A 16,248-nucleotide genomic window follows, 5' to 3' on the forward strand; every position below is an offset into this window, starting at 1 on the left:
GAGCCCGTCTCATGCGTATCGGCGAATTAGCCCAGGCCAGCCAGGTCAGCCGCGACACCTTGCGCTTCTATGAGCAGCGCGGGTTGATCGCCGCGCAACGCAGCGCCAACGGTTACCGCGACTACCCGCCGGACATGGTGCAACTGGTGCTCTATATCAAGACTGCGCAGCGCCTGGGCTTCAGCCTCGGCGAGATCGGCACCAGCGTCGCCGCCTTATGGCAGGCACCCGATCCCGACGCTGCCGTCACACAATTGCTGCACGACAAGCTCAACCTGATCGAAACCCGCATCACTGAACTCGGCCATCTGCGCCAGGAGTTGCAGCAAAGGCTCGGGCAACGCTGTCCATTAAATCCGTGAACCTCCACTCCAAAGGAAGCCTTTCATGTCTACGCCAAAAACCGCACTGATCATCGGCGCCTCGCGCGGGCTGGGCCTTGGCCTGGTCAAGCAATTGCTGCAGGACGGCTGGGAGGTGACCGCCACCGTGCGTGACCCGAACAAGGCCGATGCGCTCAAAGCCGTGGGACCGGTGCAGATCGAGAAGCTGGACATGGACGATCAACAAGCCGTGATCGCCTTGGCCCAACGCCTGAAAGCGCGCACCTTCGACCTGCTGTTCGTCAATGCCGGCGTCAAAGGCCCTGCCAACCAGGAGCCGGGCCACGCCACCCTGGCGGAAGTCGGCCAACTGTTTTTCACCAACGCCGTGGCGCCGATCAACCTGGCCCAGCGCTTTGTCGGGCAGATCCGCAAAGACACCGGCGTGCTGGCGTTCATGAGTTCGGTGCTGGGCAGCGTGACTATTCCCGATGGCTCCGACCTGGCGCTGTACAAGGCCAGCAAGGCTGCACTCAACTCCATGACCAACAGCTTTATCACGCAACTGAGTGACCCTAAACTCACGGTGCTGTCGCTGCATCCGGGCTGGGTGAAGACCGACATGGGCGGCGAAAACGCGCACATTGATGTCGACACCAGCGTGCGCGGCCTGGTGGATCAGGTGAATGCCTACACCGGCAAAGGCGGCCATCACTTCGTGGACTACAAAGGCGACACCATCGCCTGGTAAACCACGGTCGAAATGTGGGAGGGGGCTTGCTCCCGAAAGCGGTGTATCAGTCAGCCCATGTATTGACTGAACCACAGCATTCGGGAGCAAGCCCCCTCCCACATTGACTCAGTAGACCCAACCGCCAACAACACGTAATCTACACCCCTCGCCCTCACCGGCGACCCTGGATCAGCAGACAGGGCAACACTGAGCTGGCAAACCTGAACCCATCATTCAGAGGAGCCGGCCAATGCCTGCGACCCGTATCTGGTTAAAAAACCCCCTCGCGATTTTCACCGCCAATGGCCTCGACGCCCGTGGTGGCCTGGTGCTGCAAGACGGTGTGATCACCGAAGTGCTGGGCTGGGGAAAAGAACCCGCCGTGCCCTGTGCACAAGTGTTCGATGCACGCGAGCATGTGGTGCTTCCCGGCCTGATCAACACCCACCATCACTTCTACCAAACCCTGACCCGCGCCTGGGCGCCGGTTGTGAATCAGCCGCTCTTCCCGTGGCTGAAAACCCTGTACCCGGTCTGGGCACGCCTGACCCCGGAAAAACTCGCGCTGGCGTCCAAAGTCGCCCTCGCAGAGTTGCTGCTGTCTGGCTGTACCACGGCGGCAGACCACCATTACCTGTTCCCTGACGGCCTGGAAAACGCCATCGATGTGCAGGTGCAAAGCGTGCGTGAGCTGGGCATGCGCGCCATGCTCACTCGCGGCTCCATGAGCCTGGGCGAAGCCGATGGTGGCCTGCCGCCGCAGCAAACCGTGCAACAAGGCCAGGTTATCCTCGAAGACAGCCAGCGCCTGATCCGCGAGTACCACCAGCGCGGCGATGGCGCGCAAATCCAGATCGCCCTGGCGCCCTGCTCGCCGTTTTCGGTCACCCCGCAAATCATGCAAGCCAGCGCCGAACTGGCCAACAGCCTCGACGTGCGCCTGCACACGCACCTGGCCGAAACCCTCGACGAAGAAGACTTCTGTCTGCAGCGTTTTGGCCTGCGCACGGTGGACTACCTCGACAGCGTCGGCTGGCTTGGCCCGCGCACCTGGCTGGCCCACGGCATTCACTTCAACCCGGACGAGATCGCCCGCTTGGGCGCTGCCGGCACCGGTATCTGCCATTGCCCAAGCTCGAATATGCGCCTGGCTTCCGGCATCTGCCCGACCCTGGACCTGCTCGCCGCCGGCGCGCCGATTGGCCTGGGCGTCGACGGTTCGGCCTCCAACGATGCCTCGAACATGATCCTCGAAGCGCGCCAGGCCCTGTACATCCAGCGCCTGCGTTACGGCGCGGAAAAGATCACCCCGGAAGGCGTGCTGGGCTGGGCCACCAAAGGTTCGGCGCAGTTGCTGGGGCGCACGGATATCGGTGAGTTGGCCGTGGGCAAACAGGCTGACCTGGCGCTGTTCAAGCTCGATGAGTTGCGTTTTTCCGGCAGCCATGACCCGATATCGGCGCTGCTGCTGTGCGGCGCCGACCGCGCGGATCGGGTAATGATCGGCGGCAAATGGCGGGTGATCGATGGACAGGTTGAAGGGCTGGACCTTAAAGGCTTGATTGCCGATCACAGCCAGGCGGCGAAACAGCTGATCGCCGGCACCTGAGCCCTGCACAAAGCCAACTGTGGGAGCTGGCTTGCCTGCGATGCAGGCACCTCGGTCTTACAGCCATACCGAGTTGATGCCATCGCGGGCAAGCCCGGCTCCCACATGGGTTTCAAGCTGTATTTGAGGGCCGGTTACACCCCAAGCAACGACAACATGATAAAGGTCGCAAACAACACATGTGGGAGCTGGCTTGCCTGCGATGCAGGCACCTCGGTCTTACAGCCATACCGAGTTGATGCCATCGCGGGCAAGCCCGGCTCCCACATGGGTTTCAAGCTGTATTTGAGGGCCGGTTACACCCCAAGCAACGACAACATGATAAAGGTCGCAAACAACACAAAGTGCGTCATCCCTTCAATGGCATTGGTTTCGCCATCGTTGAGGTTGATCGCACTCACCACCAGCGTGATCAACACCATCACGGTCTGCACCGGTGTCATCGCCATCTGGAACGGCTGGCCGGTGTAGAGCGCCATGGCTTCCATCACCGGCACCGTCAGGATCACCGTCGACAACGACGCACCCAGTGCAATGTTGACCACCGACTGCATGCGGTTAGCCAAGGCGGCACGCAACGCTGTGAGAATTTCCGGCGCGGCCGAAATCGCCGCCACCACAATCGCGGTAATCACCGGCGGTGCGCCCGTGCCTTCCAGGCCCAGGTCGAGGGTCTTGGACATCACCTCGGCCAATGCGCCAATCACAATCACGCCAAACACCAACGTCCCGATGGAAAACGCCAGGTTGATCGGCGGCTCCTGCTGTTCTTCCGGCTGCTTTTTGCGACGCTTCTCCGGGTAGCTGTAGCTGAAGAAATAACTGTGCGGCCCCACCTGCATGCGCAGGAACAGGGTGTAGAGCAACACCATCGCGCCGATGGTGAAGGCTGAGTAAATTTTCCAGTCGGCTTCGGGGATAAATTCCGGTACCACCATCGACACGCCCATGGCGGTGAGGATCATCACGCTGTAACTGCGTGCGGAATCATCGTTGTAGGACTGTTCGCCATGCTTGATGCCGCCCATCAGCGCGGCCAGGCCAAGGATGCCGTTGATATCGAGCATCACCGCCGAATAAATCGTGTCGCGCACCAACGTCGGCGACGGCTCGTTGCTCATCATGATCGCCAGGATCACCACTTCCACCAGCACGGCAGCGAGGGTGAGGATCATGGTGCCGTAAGGGTCACCGACTTTTTCCGCCAGTTGCTCGGCGTGATGGGCGACGCGCATCGACGCCATGACAATAAAAGCGATGAGCGCCATGCCGCTGAGCAGGGCGATCATCTGCCCGCTGTGCAGCATCCAGTGCTCCAACGGGTAGGCGGCGATGGCGGCGATCAACGCCAGCCACATGAATTTTTCTTGCTTGAGGGATGTGAGCATTCCGGGCCTTTTTGTGCAGCAAATCAGTCATTGATGGGGTACAGACTGCGCCACTTCGCTAACGTTTCGTTACATCTTAGTTCAGAGGACTCTTGCGCGAATAAAACCAATACTCTCCTGCTGGTCAGGTTTTGCCGATTATTTCCGCCATGGCCTGTAGAATGTCGGCATTGCACCTGATGAGAATTTAGAACATGTACGATTGGCTCAACGCCCTGCCCAAGGCTGAATTGCACCTGCACCTGGAAGGCTCGCTGGAGCCTGAGTTGCTGTTCGCCCTGGCCGAACGCAACAAGATTGCACTGCCGTGGAATGACGTCGAAACCCTGCGCAAGGCCTACGCCTTCAACAACCTGCAAGAGTTTCTCGACCTGTATTACAAGGGCGCCGATGTGCTGCGCACTTCCCAGGACTTCTACGACCTGACCTGGGCCTACCTGCTGCGCTGCAAAGAACAGAACGTGATCCACACCGAACCGTTCTTCGACCCGCAGACCCACACCGACCGTGGGGTGCCATTCGAAGTGGTGCTCAACGGCATCGCCGCTGCGCTTAAAGATGGCGAGCAGCAACTGGGTATCACCAGCGGTTTGATCCTGAGCTTCCTGCGCCACTTGAGCGAAGCCGAAGCCGAGAAAACCCTCGACCAGGCGCTGCCGTTCCGCGATGCGTTCGTAGCCGTAGGCTTGGACAGTTCGGAAATGGGTCACCCACCGAGCAAGTTCCAACGCGTGTTCGACCGTGCCCGCCATGAAGGCTTCCTTACCGTGGCCCACGCCGGTGAAGAAGGCCCGCCCGAGTACATCTGGGAGGCCATCGACCTGCTGAAAATCCAGCGTATCGACCATGGCGTGCGCGCCATCGAAGACGAACGCCTGATGCAGCGCATCATCGACGAGCAGATCCCGCTGACTGTGTGCCCGCTGTCCAACACCAAGCTCTGTGTGTTCGACGACATGGCCCAGCACAACATCCTCGACATGCTTGAGCGTGGCGTGAAGGTGACGGTGAACTCGGATGACCCGGCGTACTTCGGCGGTTATGTCACCGAGAACTTCCACGCGCTCTACACCTCCCTGGGCATGACCCAGGACCAGGCCAAACGCCTGGCGCAGAACAGCCTGGATGCGCGGCTTGTGAAGCCATAACTGCATAAACGCAGTTCAATAAATGTGGGAGCTGGCTTGCCTGCGATAGCGGTATATCAGCCAGCCATTCGCTGCCTGAGCCACCGCTATCGCGGGCAAGCCCGGCTCCCACATTGACCTCATCAGCCTTGAGAGTGGGTCAGTTCTTCCAGGGTCTTGCCCTTGGTTTCCATCCCAAACACCCACACCACCAGCGCCGCCACCGCAAAACACAGCGCGCCCAAAGCAAACACCCCGCCCTGCCCGGTTATCGGAAATACCAGCCCGGTCACCAACGGCCCCAGCAATGACCCGACCCGGCCAATCGCCGAGGCAAACCCGGAACCGGTGGCCCGTGCCGAGGTGGGATACAGCTCCGGCGTGTAGGTGTACAGCACCGCCCACATGCCAAACAGAAAGAACTGCATCAACAGCCCCGAGGTAATCAGCAGCCCCACGTTGCCGCCAAACACCGCGCTTTGCCCATACAGAAACGCCATCACCCCGCCGCCCAGCAGCGTCACTACACACACCGGTTTACGGCCCCAGCGCTCCACCAGCCAGGCCGCCATCAAGAAACCCGGTATCCCGCCCAGGGAAATGATCACCGTGTAATACACCGACTGCGTCACGGCAAAACCCGATTGTTGCAACAAGGCACTCAGCCAGGACGTCAGCCCGTAGAAACCCAGCAGCGCGAAGAACCACACGCTCCAGATCATCATCGTGCGCTGGCGATACTGCGCCGACCACAGCTGCTGGAACGCCGAGAAAAAAGTGCCCGCCACGCTCTCAACCCGAGGCAAGGCGATCGGCTCCGGCAAGTCCGTACGCCCCAACGAGTCGCGTACTTTCTGCTCAATGCCGAGCAACACCTTGTCCGCCGCCTCATGCCGCCCGGCCTGTTCCAGCCAGCGTGGCGACTCCGGGATAAAAAAACGAATCGCCAGCACAAACACCGCCGGCACCGCCAACACCAGGAAGATGTCGCGCCAGCCAATCACCGGCAGCAAAAAGTAGGACAGCACACCCGCCGCCACAAACCCCAACGGCCAGAATCCATCCATCAAGGCGATGTAACGCCCACGGCCCTTGGCGGGAATCAGCTCCGAGAGCATCGACTGCGCAATCGGGAATTCCATGCCCATGCCGATTCCCAGCAGGATGCGAAACAGCGTCAGCGTTTCCACCGTCTGCGCCGTGGAGCACAGGTAACTGGCGACGCCCCACAACACGATGCTCCACTGGAACACCGGCTTGCGCCCGAAGCGGTCGGCCAGCATGCCGGACAACGACGCACCGACCACCATGCCGAAAAAACTCGAACTGGCGAGTAAACCGGCCTGGGCCGTGCTCAGGCCGAACTCGGTTTTTATCGAGCCCAACAGGAAGGTCATCATCGCCAGGTCCATGGAGTCGAAAAAAAACGCCAGGGCGATGATGATGAAGATGATTCGGTGGTAACCGCTGATGGGCAACCGTTCCAGCCGCTCTGCCGCGCTATAGCCTTGCATACCCATGCCGCACCCCTGTGTGAAAAATCCCCAAGGCGAGTGTGCGGCATCGTTTTACCCGGTTATTGCTGGATACGACCTGACTGCAACTCTGAACGACGCGCGCGCCTACGCCGTGGCCAGACGGTTGATTTCCGCAAGCCCCAGGTCCGTCACCAGCAAGGCGCGCGATTCGTTGACCGCGTTGATCCAGCCGCACTGCAAAAACAACTGCAACAACCCGGCGCCCAATGCGCCCCCCAGGTGCGGCTGCTGCTGGCTCCAGTCAAAACAGTCACAGGCCAGCGGCGCAGACAGCGCCTGGGTAAAGATGCCCAGGGTCGCGAAGTGTTGCGCGCCGGTGACGGTCACGTCGGTACGCTGTTCGTAGCGGTCGATCCAGCCGGCTTCCAGCATGCGCTGATAAAGCCCCGCCGCCAGCTCACCGCCCAGATGCCCCTGGCATAAACGCGCGCGCCGCAACGGTGGCGGTGCCAGGGATACACGCGGGCAAACCTGCGGCGCACTGCGTGCGGCACAGGCCAGGGTGGTGCAGGCCAATGCGTCGACGGCAGCACTGACATCAGCGGCGGCCACGCGAAACCAGCGCTTGCCACGCTTGGCCTCGCTGCGCAGCAGACCGCTGCCGATAAGGCGTGCCAGATGCGCATTGGCCGAGGCGGCGGACAGGCCGGCGAGCATAGCCAGTTCGTCTGCGGTTTTCGCCGAACCGTCCATCAGTGACCAGAGCATGGCGGTGCGCTTGGGCTCAGCGAGCAAGCTGGCGATCTGACTGATGCAAGGTGCTTCTTCCATGTATTCACTCCTTGTAAATCATTTGTCTGCTGCGGTTGGAACCAAAGTATAGGGGCGCAAACCGCCCATTCCGCGGCGTCCGACAGCGCGAATGGGGACAGGCTCTGAGTGAAATTTCCGGCTTTGGTGGAGGCTATTGCCTAACGCTCTATCGCCCCGGCCTTTGCGCGGTCAAAGCCGCACAACGGGACACGAGCATTTCCCGCAGCAGATTGATCGGTTTGCTCAACTGCGCACGGTGGGCGCACAGCAGGTTGAGTGGCGTGCGCTCACCGCGCAGCTCCGGCAACACCAGGCGCAGGCGCCCCGCGAGCACGTCGGTGCTCACATCCAGCCACGACTTGTAGGCAATGCCGACACCCGCCACCGCCCAACGGCGCACCACATCGGCGTCGTCACTGAAGCGGTCACCGCTGACCGTCAGGCCGACCTCGCGCTTGCCGTCGTAAAAGCCCCAGTGGTCGTGGACGCGGCTGCCCAGCATGTACAGCAGGCAATTGTGTTGCGCCAACTGCTCAAGATGCCGGGGCTCGCCATGCCGTGCCAGGTAACTGGGCGCGGCGCACAGCACGCGAATATTGTCCGGGGCGACGGGCAGCGCGACCAGGCTGGAATCTTCAGGCTCGCCGTAGCGCAGGGCGATATCCACCGGCTGGCGGAACAGGTCGGCGATGCGGTCGCCGAGCAACAGGCGGATGTTCAATTGCGGGTACTCCAGCTGAAACTCATCGAGCCACGGCAACAGTTGGTTGCGCCCGAAATCCGACGGCGCCGACAGTTGCAGCACGCCGCTGACATGGTCCTGGCCGCTGGCCAACAGGCGCCGCCCTTCGTCCAGCGAACTCAGCGCAGCGCGGGCATATTCCAAAAAACCCTCGCCTTCTGCGGTCAAGCGCAAACTGCGCGTGGAACGCGCCAGCAAGCGCGTGCCCAGTTGCTGTTCGATACGCTTGAGCGCCGCGCTGGCCACGGCAGGCGAGAGGTCCATGATGCGTGCGGCGGCCGACAAACTGCCGAGGTCTGCCGCCCGCACAAACAACTGCAAATCATCAAAACGCAGCATCTACCCTCGCCTATTATCAAAATTTCATTGAAACAGACTGCTGTTTTAGCCGCTTTTATCGGCGCTGGAAATAGCTAATCATCTGCCCATCCCGTTCATCACGTGTCTGGAGTTGAATATGTCCGCTGCCTTTAACGTCATTGCCACGCTGATCGCCAAACCCGGCCAGCAGGCCAAGTTGGAAACCCTGCTGCGCGGCCTGTTGGAACCGACTCGCCTGGAAGCCGGTTGCGAGCAGTACGACCTGCACCAGGACCTGCAACACCCGGAGACCTTCTACATGCTCGAGCGCTGGAGCGACGACGCGGCGCTGGCCGACCACGACCAGAGCGCGCATATCCAAAACTTCCGCGCCAAGGCTGCGGATGTGCTCGAACACTTCGAACTCAAGCGCCTTAAATTTCTTGCCTGATCAACTCATCAGCAAGTTTTTGTGGCGAGCACGCTTGCTTGCGCTGGCGTGCGAAGCGCTCCCCGACAGGTTTTGGGGCCGCTTCGCAGCCCAGCGGGAGCAAGCGCCCTCGCCACATTTAGTCTGACTCTCGACCACCTTTTTCCCGGAACTATTATGAAAGCCATCGCCTACTACGCCTCACTGCCGATCAGCGACGAAAAATCCCTGCAAGACATCCAACTGCCGGAGCCGGTCGCCGGCCCGCGTGACCTGCTGGTGGAAGTCAAAGCCATCTCGGTCAACCCGGTGGACACCAAAGTGCGCCAGAACGTCGCCCCGGAAAACGGCGCCGCCAAGGTGCTGGGCTGGGACGTGGCTGGCGTGGTCAAGGCGGTCGGCAGCGAAGTGACGCTGTTCAAGGCCGGCGACAAGGTGTTCTACGCCGGCTCCCTGGTGCGCCCAGGCGGCAACAGCGAACTGCACACCGTGGATGAGCGCATCGTCGGCCATATGCCCAAGAGCCTGGGTTTTGCCGAAGCCGCCGCACTGCCACTCACCGCCATCACCGCCTGGGAGCTGCTGTTCGAGCGCCTGCAAGTGCGTGAAGGTAAAGAAGATGAAGGCCAGAGCCTGCTGATCGTCGGCGCTGCCGGTGGTGTGGGTTCGATCCTGACCCAGCTGGCCAAACAGCTCACCGCGCTGAACGTTATCGGCACCGCCTCACGCCCGGAAACCCAGGAATGGGCCAAGGCGCTCGGCGCCGATGTGGTGATCGATCACAGCCAGCCGCTGAGCGTCGCCCTGAAAAACGCCGGCCAGCCCCAAGTGACCCACGTGGCGAGCCTGACACAGACCGACCATCACCTGGACGAACTGGTCGAAGCCCTGCAGCCACAAGGCAAGCTGGCGTTGATCGACGACCCCAAGGTGCTGGATGTGAGCAAACTCAAGCGCAAGAGCCTGTCGTTGCACTGGGAGTTCATGTACACACGCTCGATGTTCGAGACGCCGGACATGATCGAACAGCACAACCTGCTTAACCGCGTGGCCGCGCTGATCGACGCCGGCACCTTGAAAACCACAGTGGGCGAGCACTTCGGCGTGATCAACGCGGCAAACCTGCGCCGCGCCCATGCGCTGCTGGAAAGCGGCAAGGCCAAGGGCAAGATCGTATTGGAAGGGTTCTAAAAAACGCCTGTCAGCGTCGTCCATTATTCATGTGAGTAATGGACGACACCGCTAGTCAGAGAGTTGATCTTTGTCATATTTGCGAACGCAATCGGGTTTATATTGGCCGCCTTTGCCACGATTCTTTTACGTGAGGAAGTCAGCAATGAAGATCCTGATAAGAGCGTTAGCAAAATCCCCAGGCAACAAATGGCAGGTCAGCCTCGACGGCGACGCCTTCACCTTCCGCAGTGAGGCCGAGGCCCGCGCCTTTGCCGACACCCTGCAAGCGCGCATCCAGGCGCCCCACCGCATTCCCCTCAGCCAGCAACGTTCCGCCGCCGGCTGATCCGCACCTCAGACCTGCGCCTGTACGGCCCTCGCCCGTTGCAGGCGCTGGGTCGACACTGCAATCGTCACCGCCAATACACCGCACAGGCTGATGACCATCGCCATCGGCATCGCCGTGCCGTCGTGCAACACGCCGACCAACGACGCCGCACCTGCCGCCACACCAAACTGAATGCAACCAAGCAACGCCGAGGCGCTGCCGGCCCGTGCGCCCTGCCCGGCCATGGCACACGCCGAGGTGTTGGGCAAAATGCAGCCAAGGCTGGCGATGCAGATAAACAGCGGCACCAGTAATGGCCACAACGCCTCGGTGCGCAGGGCGGCAATGCCCAACAGCGTCAACGCCGCCGCCACGTAGACCCACACGGTGCGCGACAGCAAAAACGCCGGGCCACGCTTGGCCAGCAACCGCGCATTGAGCTGCGCAACCAAAATGAAGCCGGCGGCGTTGGAGCCAAATACCCAGCCGTAATGCTCGGCGGGCACGCCATAGAGTTTGATAAAGACGAACGGTGAACCGGCAATGTAGGCGAACATCCCGGCAATCGAGATACCGCCGGTGAGGGCGTAACCCAGATAAACCCGGTCCGACAACAGGCTGACATAGCGGCTCAGCGAGCCGGACAGCGGTTGACGCGGCTTGTCGGCCGGCAAGGTTTCCGGCAACCCGACCGCAACAGCGATGGCGGCCATCACGCTGAAGATCGACAGCGCGAGGAAAATCGACTGCCAGCCCCACAGGCCGACCATTACCCCACCCGCCAACGGCGCGAGGATCGGCGCCAGGCCGGTCACCAGCATCAACTGCGAATAGACCTTGGCCGAACCCACGGCATCACATTTGTCGCTGACCACCGCCCGCGAAATCACCATGCCCGCGCAGCCGCCAAGGGCCTGCACAAAACGCGCGCCGATCAACCAATCCAGGGACGGCGCGTAGGCACAGGCGAAAGACGCCAGGGTAAACAGGGTCACGCCGCTGAGCAGCGGCACACGCCGACCAAAACGATCCGCCAGCGGCCCGTAGATCAACTGGCCGATGGCCAGGCCGCCGAAGTACACGGCGAGGGTCAGTTGGATGTGTTTTTCGTCGGTGGCAAAGGCGGTGGCCATCGCCGGAAAGCCCGGCAGGTAAAAATCGATCGCCAACGGCGCGAAGGCGCTCAAGGCGCCCAGAATCAGGATTATGCGGAGGTTCATCAGACACCCAAGTGAGTCGGCAGCCCGACAGTCTAGCCGCGCTTGGGTGTGATGAACATTACGATAGCTCGCTAACTATCGGAAAATTCAAGCGAGCTTGGCGCTGTAGCCTTCTTCGGTGATCAACGCGATAACCTGCTCGGCGGACATCCGGCTTTCAACCCCGACTTCCTTGGCGGCCAGGTCGACCTTGACGCTCGCCGCCGGGTCCTGGCCTTGTACTGCTTGAGTGACCGCTCTAACACAATGGCCGCAGGTCATTCCTTCAACGCTGAATATTTGCATGACATGACTCCTTTGATGAGGTTGGGACCAGTCTCGACCTTGCCACGATGGCAAGGTCAAGCGCTCAAAATTGCGGCCGGGCTGGTATTCCGGCGTAGCCTCGGCCAAGCTTCACGCATCTTGGATTTGAACCACGGAGCATTCGCCATGCGCTGGTCGTTTTTTAGCCTTATCGGCCTGTTGAGCTTGTCCGCCGCCGCGCCCATGGCGTACGCGGACCAAGACTATGCGGTGCTGATCATTTCCCGCGAGCGCCTGGAAGTGCCGACCAATTGCGAAATCGGCCTGTATATCCAGGACCAACTGGCCGGGCGTCTGTTCCAGGAACAGTCCACGTCGTTCAACCTGCCGGCGGGCAATGTATCGCTGCGCCTCAAGCTGCTGCCCGGCCAATCGCCAGGCTGCCTGCCGGGCATGCTCGCACCGCCTGCACAGAACATCACGCTTAAAGCCGGCGACGTGCGCAAAGTACGCATCGCGCAAGGGCCGGATGGCATGTACTTGAAGAACGCCGCACTGGATTACTGAACACGCTTGACCTTCCCCACAGGTCAAGGTTGATGCTAGGGGCAACTTCTCTGGAGGACTGCCCCATGAATGGATCCACCACCTTTGACCTGCCCATCAGCGGCATGACCTGCGCCAGCTGCGCCGGGCGTGTCGAGCGCGCGCTGGGCAAGGTGCCGGGGGTGCAAAGCGTCAGCGTCAACCTGGCCAACGAACGTGCCCACGTCGAAGTGCGGGGCCAGATGGACCCCGCCGTGCTGATCGCCGCCGTCGACAAGGCCGGCTACACCGCCACCCTGCCGCAAAGCGAGACCGTCACCGACGCTAAACAGGCCCAGCGTCTGCACCACGAGCGCTGGTCGTTGTTGTTGGCCATCGCGTTGGCGCTGCCATTGGTGCTGCCGATGCTGGTGGAGCCGTTCGGCTTGCACTGGATGCTCCCGGCCTGGGTGCAATTCGCGTTGGCCACTCCGGTGCAATTCATCTTTGGCGCGCGCTTCTATAGAGCGGCCTGGAAAGCCGTGCGCGCCGGTGCTGGCAATATGGACCTGCTGGTGGCCATCGGCACCAGCGCCGGTTATGGCCTGAGCATTTATGAATGGCTCACCGCGCCCGTGGGCACTATGCCGCACCTGTATTTCGAAGCCTCAGCCGTGGTGATCGCCCTGGTGTTGCTGGGCAAATACCTCGAAAGCCGCGCCAAGCGCCAGACCGCCAGCGCCATCCGTGCCCTCGAAGCCCTGCGCCCGGAACGCGCGATTCGCGTGTTTGAAGGCCGTGAAGAAGACGTCGCCATCACGGCGCTGAAGCTCGACGACCTGGTGCTGGTCAAACCCGGCGAGCGCTTTCCGGTGGACGGTGAAGTGGTGGAAGGCCAAAGCCATGCCGACGAGGCCCTGATCAGCGGCGAAAGCCTGCCCGTGCCGAAACAGCCGGGCGACAAGGTCACCGGCGGCGCCATCAATGGCGAAGGCCGTTTGCTGGTCCGCACTCAGGCACTGGGCGCAGAGAGCGTGCTGGCGCGGATCATCCGCCTGGTCGAAGACGCCCAGGCCGCCAAAGCGCCGATTCAGAAGCTGGTGGATAAGGTCAGCCAGGTCTTTGTGCCAGCCGTGTTGGTGCTGGCCTTGGTTACGCTGGTGGGCTGGTGGTTGTACGGCGCCGCGCTGGAAACGGCGATCATCAATGCCGTCGCGGTCTTGGTGATCGCTTGCCCATGCGCTCTGGGGCTGGCCACGCCGACCGCAATCATGGCCGGCACCGGCGTCGCCGCACGCTACGGCATCCTGATCAAGGACGCCGAAGCACTGGAGCGCGCCCATGCCGTCAGCGCGGTGGTGTTCGACAAGACCGGCACGCTGACCTCCGGCTCGCCAAAAATTGCGCACTTGGCGGCGGTGGACGGCAATGAAGATCTCTTGCTGCAACAGGCCGGCGCCTTGCAACGCGGCAGCGAGCACCCGCTGGCCAAGGCCGTGCTGGATGCGTGCAGCGAAAAAGGGCTGATTGTGGCGGACGTGAGTGCCAGTCAGTCCCTGACCGGTCGTGGCATCGCCGGTACGCTGGCCGGCCGGCAACTGGCCTTGGGCAACCGCCGCATGCTCGTAGAAAACCGCTTGAGTGCGGGCGACCTGGCTGAATCCGCCAACGCCTGGGAAGCCGAAGGCCGCACCTTGTCGTGGTTGATTGAACAAGGCGCACACCCACGCGTGCTGGGGCTGTTTGCGTTTGGCGACACCCTCAAGGCCGGCGCATTGGAAGCCGTGGAACAACTCAAGGCTCAACACATCAGCAGCCATTTGCTCACCGGTGACAATCGCGGCAGTGCCCGCGTGGTAGCCGAGGCGCTGGGCATCGATGATGTACACGCCGAAGTGCTGCCGGCCGACAAGGCCGCCACCGTGGCCGAGTTGAAAAAGACCGGCGTCGTCGCCATGGTCGGCGATGGCATCAACGACGCTCCGGCCCTGGCCGCCGCCGATATCGGCATCGCCATGGGCGGCGGCACCGATGTGGCCATGCACGCCGCCGGTATCACGTTGATGCGCGGCGACCCGCGCCTGGTGCCGGCCGCGCTGGAGATCAGCCGCAAGACCTACGCAAAAATCCGCCAGAACCTGTTCTGGGCCTTTGTGTATAACTTGATCGGCATTCCCCTGGCAGCCTTCGGCCTGCTCAACCCGGTATTGGCGGGTGCGGCCATGGCCCTGTCCAGCGTCAGCGTGGTGAGTAATGCGTTACTGTTAAAAACCTGGAAACCGAGCACTTGGAAACCAGAGCATTTGGAGGATCAACGCCCATGAACATCGGCCAGGCCGCCCGCCAGAGCGGGCTGAGCGCCAAGATGATTCGCTACTACGAATCCATCGGCCTGCTCAAAGCCGCGCATCGTACCGACAGCGGCTACCGCGTGTATGGCAGCGATGACTTGCACACGTTGGCGTTTATCAAACGCTCGCGGGATCTGGGGTTTTCGTTGGAAGAAGTCGGCAAGCTGCTGACCTTGTGGCAAGACCGCCAGCGGGCCAGCGCCGATGTAAAGGCCTTGGCGCGCCAGCATATCGAGGAACTGAACCAGAAGATTCTGGAGCTGGGGCAATTGCGCGATACCTTGCAGGACCTGGTGGAACACTGCCAGGGTGACCATCGACCGGATTGCCCGATTCTCAAGGAGTTGGCGTCGGGCAGTTGTTGCGCGTGATCAGGTCTGCACAAAACAAATGTGGGAGCCGGGTCATGTGGGGGCTGGCTTATGTGGGAGCTGGCTTGCCTGCGATAGCATCACCGCGGTGTAACTGACATACCGAGGTGTCTGCATCGCAGGCAAGCCAGCTCCCACACAAGCCAGCTCCTACAATTTTTAGATCTCCAGTTGCCGGGAGATCACTGCATCCAAGGCGGCGGCGGTTCTTCCGCGGTCTTGCTCGGTGGCGCGTCATCCGCCGCCCGAACCGCTTGCTTGCGCTCTTCATCCAGCCGCGCCGCTTCGATTTCGCGGATCACACCGCCCACGTCCGCCAGCTCTTCCGGCTCGTCAAACTCGCCGGTCAACACGCTGGCCGGGTGCAAGGTGCCGGCTTCGTATAGCGCCCACATTTCCTTGGCGTACTTGGTCTTCTTCAACTCCGGGGCAAAACGCCCGAAGTAGGAAGCCATGTTGCCCACATCCCGCTCCAGCATGCTGAACGCGTGGTTGTTGCCCGCCGCATCCACTGCCTGGGGCAGGTCGATGATCACCGGGCCGGTTGGCGTGAGCAGTACGTTGAACTCGGACAGGTCACCGTGCACCAGGCCGGTACACAGCATCAGCACAATCTGGGAAATCAGGAAGGCGTGGTATTCGCGCGCCTGGTCCGGCTCCAACGTGACGTCATTAAGACGCGGCGCTGCATCGCCGTACTCGTCGGCCACCAGCTCCATCAACAGCACGCCTTCCAGGAAGTCGAACGGCTGAGGCACGCGAACGCCCGCACCGGCGAGGCGGAACAACGCCGCTACTTCAGCGTTCTGCCAAGCGTCTTCGGTTTCTTTCTTGCCGAACTTGGAGCCCTTGGCCATGGCCCGGGCCTGACGGCTGTTACGGACCTTACGGCCTTCCTGGTATTCGGATGCCTGACGAAAACTTCGTTTATTCGCCTCCTTGTAAACCTTGGCGCAACGCAATTCATTGCCGCAGCGCACCACATAAACAGCTGCTTCTTTACCGCTCATGAGAGGGCGCAGCACTTCGTCGACCAGACCGTCTTCGATCAGGGGTTCAATGCGTTTAGGAGTCTTCATCAGCTTTTATTG

General features: G+C 61.6%; 17 protein-coding genes. 10 read left to right on the plus strand and 7 right to left on the minus strand.

Translation table 11 applies throughout. The features are described 5' to 3' along the window. Positions 1-11 precede the first annotated feature (11 nt). The 3 genes from QF043_RS25340 (at position 12) to QF043_RS25350 (ending at position 2,665) form a co-directional block, all read left to right on the plus strand. Positions 12-362 carry a MerR family transcriptional regulator gene (locus QF043_RS25340; RefSeq protein WP_056860416.1) on the plus strand — a complete coding sequence of 117 codons (351 nt, stop codon included), beginning with the start codon at positions 12-14 and terminating at the stop codon, positions 360-362. Between the two features lie 25 nt (positions 363-387). Next, the gene (locus QF043_RS25345) at positions 388-1,074 is read left to right on the plus strand and encodes an SDR family oxidoreductase (protein WP_307420597.1); all 687 of its coding nucleotides are present in this window, start codon (positions 388-390) and stop codon (positions 1,072-1,074) included. 232 nt (positions 1,075-1,306) lie between these two features. Further along, on the plus strand, positions 1,307-2,665 hold the full coding sequence (locus tag QF043_RS25350) for an 8-oxoguanine deaminase (RefSeq protein ID WP_307420599.1): 1,359 nt from the start codon (positions 1,307-1,309) through the stop codon (positions 2,663-2,665). Between the two features lie 296 nt (positions 2,666-2,961). Here the strand turns inward: QF043_RS25350 and QF043_RS25355 are convergent, their stop codons facing one another. After that, positions 2,962-4,053 carry a calcium:proton antiporter gene (locus QF043_RS25355; RefSeq protein ID WP_307420600.1) on the minus strand — a complete coding sequence of 364 codons (1,092 nt, stop codon included), beginning with the start codon at positions 4,051-4,053 and terminating at the stop codon, positions 2,962-2,964. Positions 4,054-4,247: 194 nt separating this feature from the next. Here QF043_RS25355 and QF043_RS25360 point away from each other — a divergent pair, with 194 nt between their 5' ends. Continuing rightward, the gene (locus QF043_RS25360) at positions 4,248-5,201 is read left to right on the plus strand and encodes an adenosine deaminase (protein ID WP_017134717.1); all 954 of its coding nucleotides are present in this window, start codon (positions 4,248-4,250) and stop codon (positions 5,199-5,201) included. Between the two features lie 122 nt (positions 5,202-5,323). Here the strand turns inward: QF043_RS25360 and QF043_RS25365 are convergent, their stop codons facing one another. The 3 genes from QF043_RS25365 to QF043_RS25375 form a co-directional block, all read right to left on the minus strand. Then, complete coding sequence (locus tag QF043_RS25365; protein ID WP_307420601.1) at positions 5,324-6,700, minus strand: MFS transporter; 1,377 nt, start codon at positions 6,698-6,700, stop codon at positions 5,324-5,326. 102 nt (positions 6,701-6,802) lie between these two features. Beyond that, positions 6,803-7,489, minus strand: coding sequence for a helix-turn-helix transcriptional regulator (locus QF043_RS25370; protein ID WP_065930583.1), 687 nt, complete (start codon positions 7,487-7,489; stop codon positions 6,803-6,805). 148 nt (positions 7,490-7,637) lie between these two features. Next, positions 7,638-8,552: a LysR family transcriptional regulator gene (locus tag QF043_RS25375; RefSeq protein WP_307420602.1), complete on the minus strand. Its 915-nt coding sequence runs from the start codon at positions 8,550-8,552 to the stop codon at positions 7,638-7,640. Positions 8,553-8,670: 118 nt separating this feature from the next. On the opposite strand from QF043_RS25375, the gene QF043_RS25380 reads away from it, so the two are divergent. The 3 genes from QF043_RS25380 (at position 8,671) to QF043_RS25390 (ending at position 10,462) form a co-directional block, all read left to right on the plus strand. Then, positions 8,671-8,964 (plus strand): putative quinol monooxygenase, encoded by a 294-nt coding sequence (locus QF043_RS25380; RefSeq protein ID WP_069786913.1) that lies wholly within the window; start codon positions 8,671-8,673, stop codon positions 8,962-8,964. A 156-nt stretch (positions 8,965-9,120) separates the two neighbouring features. Beyond that, a complete protein-coding gene (locus QF043_RS25385; protein WP_307420603.1) occupies positions 9,121-10,134 on the plus strand; it encodes a zinc-binding alcohol dehydrogenase family protein in 1,014 nt (337 codons plus the stop codon). A gap of 145 nt (positions 10,135-10,279) precedes the next feature. Beyond that, complete coding sequence (locus QF043_RS25390; RefSeq protein WP_017134711.1) at positions 10,280-10,462, plus strand: hypothetical protein; 183 nt, start codon at positions 10,280-10,282, stop codon at positions 10,460-10,462. A gap of 8 nt (positions 10,463-10,470) precedes the next feature. On the opposite strand, the gene QF043_RS25395 is transcribed toward QF043_RS25390, so the two are convergent. Beyond that, on the minus strand, positions 10,471-11,664 hold the full coding sequence (locus QF043_RS25395) for a multidrug effflux MFS transporter (RefSeq protein ID WP_305457504.1): 1,194 nt from the start codon (positions 11,662-11,664) through the stop codon (positions 10,471-10,473). 87 nt (positions 11,665-11,751) lie between these two features. Continuing rightward, positions 11,752-11,949: a heavy-metal-associated domain-containing protein gene (locus QF043_RS25400; RefSeq protein ID WP_307420604.1), complete on the minus strand. Its 198-nt coding sequence runs from the start codon at positions 11,947-11,949 to the stop codon at positions 11,752-11,754. Between the two features lie 147 nt (positions 11,950-12,096). Between QF043_RS25400 and QF043_RS25405 the strand changes: the two genes are divergently transcribed. From QF043_RS25405 to cueR, 3 genes are all read left to right on the plus strand, one after another. After that, positions 12,097-12,477: a hypothetical protein gene (locus QF043_RS25405; protein ID WP_307420605.1), complete on the plus strand. Its 381-nt coding sequence runs from the start codon at positions 12,097-12,099 to the stop codon at positions 12,475-12,477. 65 nt (positions 12,478-12,542) lie between these two features. Then, on the plus strand, positions 12,543-14,759 hold the full coding sequence (locus tag QF043_RS25410) for a cation-translocating P-type ATPase (RefSeq protein ID WP_307420606.1): 2,217 nt from the start codon (positions 12,543-12,545) through the stop codon (positions 14,757-14,759). Beyond that, positions 14,756-15,157: a Cu(I)-responsive transcriptional regulator gene (gene cueR, locus QF043_RS25415; RefSeq protein ID WP_017134706.1), complete on the plus strand. Its 402-nt coding sequence runs from the start codon at positions 14,756-14,758 to the stop codon at positions 15,155-15,157. The genes QF043_RS25410 and cueR overlap by 4 nt, the downstream gene beginning before the upstream one ends. Positions 15,158-15,339: 182 nt before the next feature. On the opposite strand, the gene QF043_RS25420 is transcribed toward cueR, so the two are convergent. After that, a complete protein-coding gene (locus tag QF043_RS25420; RefSeq protein ID WP_017134705.1) occupies positions 15,340-16,236 on the minus strand; it encodes a PA4780 family RIO1-like protein kinase in 897 nt (298 codons plus the stop codon). Positions 16,237-16,248 lie beyond the last annotated feature (12 nt).

The organism is Pseudomonas sp. W3I7 (assembly GCF_030816095.1).
Lineage (GTDB): Bacteria > Pseudomonadota > Gammaproteobacteria > Pseudomonadales > Pseudomonadaceae > Aquipseudomonas > Aquipseudomonas salomonii.

Excerpts from the sequence above, each read along its gene's own strand:
- QF043_RS25345 (WP_307420597.1), top strand. The coding sequence starts at position 388 with ATGTCTACGCCAAAAACCGCACTGATCATCGGCGCCTCGCGCGGGCTG.
- QF043_RS25390 (WP_017134711.1), top strand. The coding sequence starts at position 10,280 with ATGAAGATCCTGATAAGAGCGTTAGCAAAATCCCCAGGCAACAAATGG.
- QF043_RS25375 (WP_307420602.1), bottom strand. The coding sequence starts at position 8,552 with ATGCTGCGTTTTGATGATTTGCAGTTGTTTGTGCGGGCGGCAGACCTC.
- QF043_RS25410 (WP_307420606.1), top strand. The coding sequence starts at position 12,543 with ATGAATGGATCCACCACCTTTGACCTGCCCATCAGCGGCATGACCTGC.
- QF043_RS25370 (WP_065930583.1), bottom strand. The coding sequence starts at position 7,489 with ATGGAAGAAGCACCTTGCATCAGTCAGATCGCCAGCTTGCTCGCTGAG.
- QF043_RS25350 (WP_307420599.1), top strand. The coding sequence starts at position 1,307 with ATGCCTGCGACCCGTATCTGGTTAAAAAACCCCCTCGCGATTTTCACC.
- cueR (WP_017134706.1), top strand. The coding sequence starts at position 14,756 with ATGAACATCGGCCAGGCCGCCCGCCAGAGCGGGCTGAGCGCCAAGATG.
- QF043_RS25360 (WP_017134717.1), top strand. The coding sequence starts at position 4,248 with ATGTACGATTGGCTCAACGCCCTGCCCAAGGCTGAATTGCACCTGCAC.
- QF043_RS25385 (WP_307420603.1), top strand. The coding sequence starts at position 9,121 with ATGAAAGCCATCGCCTACTACGCCTCACTGCCGATCAGCGACGAAAAA.
- QF043_RS25405 (WP_307420605.1), top strand. The coding sequence starts at position 12,097 with ATGCGCTGGTCGTTTTTTAGCCTTATCGGCCTGTTGAGCTTGTCCGCC.
- QF043_RS25420 (WP_017134705.1), bottom strand. The coding sequence starts at position 16,236 with ATGAAGACTCCTAAACGCATTGAACCCCTGATCGAAGACGGTCTGGTC.
- QF043_RS25380 (WP_069786913.1), top strand. The coding sequence starts at position 8,671 with ATGTCCGCTGCCTTTAACGTCATTGCCACGCTGATCGCCAAACCCGGC.
- QF043_RS25340 (WP_056860416.1), top strand. The coding sequence starts at position 12 with ATGCGTATCGGCGAATTAGCCCAGGCCAGCCAGGTCAGCCGCGACACC.
- QF043_RS25355 (WP_307420600.1), bottom strand. The coding sequence starts at position 4,053 with ATGCTCACATCCCTCAAGCAAGAAAAATTCATGTGGCTGGCGTTGATC.
- QF043_RS25365 (WP_307420601.1), bottom strand. The coding sequence starts at position 6,700 with ATGGGTATGCAAGGCTATAGCGCGGCAGAGCGGCTGGAACGGTTGCCC.
- QF043_RS25400 (WP_307420604.1), bottom strand. The coding sequence starts at position 11,949 with ATGCAAATATTCAGCGTTGAAGGAATGACCTGCGGCCATTGTGTTAGA.
- QF043_RS25395 (WP_305457504.1), bottom strand. The coding sequence starts at position 11,664 with ATGAACCTCCGCATAATCCTGATTCTGGGCGCCTTGAGCGCCTTCGCG.